Origin of the sequence: Flavobacterium sp. (assembly GCF_043779715.1) — a bacterium.
Lineage (GTDB): Bacteria > Bacteroidota > Bacteroidia > Flavobacteriales > Flavobacteriaceae > Flavobacterium.
In genome coordinates this window covers 1-3,839 of the sequence record NZ_JAYWDT010000099.1, presented here as the reverse complement: position 1 = coordinate 3,839, position 3,839 = coordinate 1, and the positions used below count along the sequence as shown (strand labels likewise).

The 3,839-nt window shown below is 35.0% G+C and carries 4 protein-coding genes; all 4 read left to right on the top strand.

The annotated features are described in order from the left end of the window. A partial coding sequence (locus ACH2BG_RS04935) for a DNA-directed RNA polymerase subunit alpha C-terminal domain-containing protein (protein WP_395046608.1) occupies positions 1-203 on the top strand: 203 nt, incomplete at its 5' end. 63 nt (positions 204-266) lie between these two features. Beyond that, entirely contained in the window at positions 267-755 is a 489-nt protein-coding gene (gene rplQ / locus ACH2BG_RS04930) for a 50S ribosomal protein L17 (protein WP_091476833.1), read from the top strand. Positions 756-1,017: 262 nt separating this feature from the next. After that, complete coding sequence (gene carA, locus ACH2BG_RS04925; RefSeq protein WP_395046607.1) at positions 1,018-2,127, top strand: glutamine-hydrolyzing carbamoyl-phosphate synthase small subunit; 1,110 nt, start codon at positions 1,018-1,020, stop codon at positions 2,125-2,127. A 110-nt stretch (positions 2,128-2,237) separates the two neighbouring features. Continuing rightward, positions 2,238-3,527 (top strand): phosphopyruvate hydratase, encoded by a 1,290-nt coding sequence (gene eno / locus ACH2BG_RS04920; RefSeq protein WP_395046606.1) that lies wholly within the window; start codon positions 2,238-2,240, stop codon positions 3,525-3,527. The last annotated feature ends 312 nt before the right edge of the window (positions 3,528-3,839 follow it).

The following is a 3,839-nucleotide window of genomic DNA, read 5'->3' as shown; positions in this document are numbered from 1 at the left end:
TGGATCTTTCTGTAAGAGCATTAAATTGCTTAAAAGCAGCTGAAGTTGATACATTAGGAGACTTAGTATCATTCAATAAAAATGACTTAATGAAATTTCGTAATTTTGGTAAAAAATCTTTAACAGAACTAGACGAACTAGTAGCTATTAAAAATTTAACCTTCGGAATGGATTTAGCGAAATACAAATTAGATAAAGAATAAATTACTTCATATTTTGCTCTCCAAAGAGGATTGAAGCAAGATGAAGGTTTAAAAAAATAGGTCATGAGACACGGAAAAAAATTCAATCACTTAAGCAGACAGAAAGGTCACAGAGCAGCAATGCTTGCGAATATGGCTTGTTCTCTAATCGAGCACAAACGTATTAACACTACTGTCGCTAAAGCAAAAGCACTTAAACAGTTTGTTGAGCCGCTTATAACAAAATCAAAAGACGATACAACTCACAATCGTCGTATATGTTTCGCTTACTTACGTAGCAAATATGCCGTAACTGACTTGTTCAGAGACGTAGCAGCTAAAGTAGGTGATCGTCCAGGAGGATACACACGTATTATCAAATTAGGTAATCGTTTAGGAGATAATGCTGATATGGCAATGATCGAATTAGTAGACTTCAACGAACTATACAACGGTGGTAAGAAAGAAGAAGTGAAAACTAAAAGCCGTCGTGGTGGAAAAGCTAAAAAAGCTGAACCAACTACTGATGCTGCAGCTGACACAACTGAAGAAACTACTGATAGTGCAGAATAATATGACATTCAGTTCATAAATATTAAGGATAAACTTTTACTAGTTTATCCTTTTTTTTTGGAGCGAATCGTTCAGGATTTATCAGCAAACCATTTTCCTGCTGTCGTTACAATCTCCTCTCGTCTAAAAAGACGAGAGGAGGATTTTCACTTCATCAGGGCTAAAGAGTAAAAAATTCGAATACTTGAAAACTATATTTCCTTAATCGATTCTATCAATTTAAGAAAAAAGCTTTATTTTTGCACCACAACTAAACAACACAATGCAACACACAACAAAACAAGCAGCAATTTTACTACTAAGTGACGGAACCATCTTTCACGGAAAATCAATCGGAATTAGCGGAACTACATTTGGAGAAGTATGTTTCAATACAGGAACAACAGGTTACCAAGAAATATTTACTGATCCATCTTATTTTGGACAAATCATGGTAGCAACTAATGCACACATAGGAAATTATGGTGTAAATAAAGACGAAATAGAATCAGACAGAATCATGATTTCAGGATTAGTTTGCAAAAATTTTTCAGATTTTCATTCCCGCCCAGATTCAGAAAGTAATTTATTCGATTATTTCAAAAAACAAAATCTAGTTTGTATTTCCGATGTTGATACTCGAGCACTCGTGAGTTATATCCGTGACAACGGCGCGATGAATGCTGTGATTTCTACCGATGGAACTTCAATCGAAGAACTAAAAAAGAAATTAGTTCAAATTCCAGATATGAAAGGATTAGAGCTAGCATCAAAAGTATCTACAAAAGCACCGTATTTTTATGGAAATGAAAATGCTAAATATAAAATCTCAGCATTAGATTTAGGAATAAAAACCAATATACTTCGTAATCTTTCCAAAAGAGATTGTTACATCAAAGTATTTCCATACAATGCAACATATCAAGATTTAGCAGCATTTAATCCAGACGGTTATTTTTTATCTAATGGTCCTGGTGATCCGGATTCTTTAGAAAGTGCCATTTCAGTTGCGAAAGAAATTATTTCAAACAACAATCCGCTTTTCGGAATTTGCTTGGGACACCAAGTAATTGCCTTGGCAAATGGAGTATCGACTTATAAAATGTTCAACGGGCATAGAGGAATAAACCATCCAGTAAAAAATCTAGTAACAGGTAAAGGCGAAATAACTTCGCAAAACCACGGATTCGCTGTCAATAAAGAAGAATTAGACAATCATCCTGATTTAGAAATCACCCATTTGCATATCAATGACTTGACTGTTGCGGGAATGCGCATGAAAAGCAAAAATTGTTTCTCTGTACAATATCACCCAGAAGCAAGCCCAGGTCCACACGATTCTAGTTATTTGTTTGATGATTTTATCGAAAATATAAAACTTTCAAAAAACTAAAACGTTATCTAAAAATATAGTATTATTAAACTTTAAATATATTTGCATTATAACCCTGAGTGTAGTCCAAGGGTAAATCTAAAGTCTAAAATCATAAATCTAAAATTATAATGAGCATAATTATCAAAATTCACGCAAGACAAATTTTCGATTCAAGAGGAAACCCAACTATCGAAGTCGATGTAGTAACAGAAAATGGAGTTTTAGGACGCGCAGCAGTGCCATCTGGAGCATCAACTGGCGAACATGAAGCGATGGAATTGCGTGATGGCGGAAAAGCGTATCTTGGAAAAGGAGTACTAAAAGCCGTAGAAAATGTAAATACAATAATCGCTTCCGAATTACTTGGAACTTCTGTTTTCGAGCAAAATCTAATCGACAAAATCATGATCGATTTAGACGGAACGCCTAATAAATCAAATCTAGGAGCAAATGCTATTCTTGGCGTTTCTTTAGCAGCAGCGAAAGCAGCAGCAAATGAATTAGGATTGCCATTATATAGATATATAGGTGGAGTTTCTGCTCATACTTTACCAGTTCCTATGATGAATATCATCAATGGTGGTTCACATTCCGATGCACCTATTGCGTTTCAAGAATTTATGATTATTCCAGTATCTGCAACTTCTTTCACACAAGCCATGCAAATGGGAACCGAAATTTTTCACAGTTTGAAAGAAGTATTGCACGACAGAGGTTTATCTACAGCAGTAGGTGACGAAGGAGGTTTTGCGCCAAACCTTGCTGGCGGAACCGAAGATGCTTTAGATACTATCAAAAAAGCAGTCGAAAGTGCAGGATATGCTTTTGGCGATGATATTATGATCGCATTAGACTGTGCCGCTTCAGAGTTTTATGTAGACGGAAAATACGACTATTCAAAATTTGAAGGAGCGACAGGAAAAATCAGAACGTCGGAAGAACAAGCAGATTATTTAGCCGAATTAGCTTCAAAATATCCAATTATTTCTATCGAAGACGGAATGTACGAAGACGATTGGAAAGGATGGAAATACCTAACCGAAAAAATCGGACACAAAACACAACTTGTTGGAGACGATTTATTTGTAACAAATGTAACTCGTTTATCTCGAGGAATTTCAGAAGGGATTGCAAATTCTATCTTGGTAAAAGTGAACCAGATAGGAACATTAACCGAAACTATCGCAGCTGTAAATATGGCACATAATGCAGGTTATACTTCAGTAATGTCCCACCGTTCGGGAGAAACAGAAGACAATACCATTGCAGACTTAGCTGTAGCATTAAACTGTGGTCAAATAAAAACTGGTTCCGCTTCTCGCTCCGATCGTATGGCAAAATACAACCAATTATTGCGTATCGAAGAAGAATTAAACGATGTCGCTTATTTTCCAGGAACAAGAGCATTCAAAAAATAAAATTATTATAACTTGAAGCCAATCCCGCTTTCCGCTTCAAGTACTCACTAAAAAAAAATATATTTCTAAACAACAACAGGAGCTTCCTTTGGTCGCTCTGTTGTTGCAAGAAAAAATAGTTTTTTTAATTTCGTAGCTTTCCGCTTCAATCAGGGCTAGAAAGCAACGAAATTAAAATTTCAAAATTCTTTATTCAAAACTTAAATGGACTTAAATGACTTATGTGGTTCAAAAAATAAGACTAATTAGTTTAAATATTCAATATAATATTTCAAAAAATAGTTTAATCAAACTATCGTTTTCAAAATAAAA

What these genes read in the sequence shown, in the direction of transcription:
- eno (WP_395046606.1), top strand. Translation starts at nt 2,238, where the DNA reads ATGAGCATAATTATCAAAATTCACGCAAGACAAATTTTCGATTCAAGA.
- carA (WP_395046607.1), top strand. Translation starts at nt 1,018, where the DNA reads ATGCAACACACAACAAAACAAGCAGCAATTTTACTACTAAGTGACGGA.
- rplQ (WP_091476833.1), top strand. Translation starts at nt 267, where the DNA reads ATGAGACACGGAAAAAAATTCAATCACTTAAGCAGACAGAAAGGTCAC.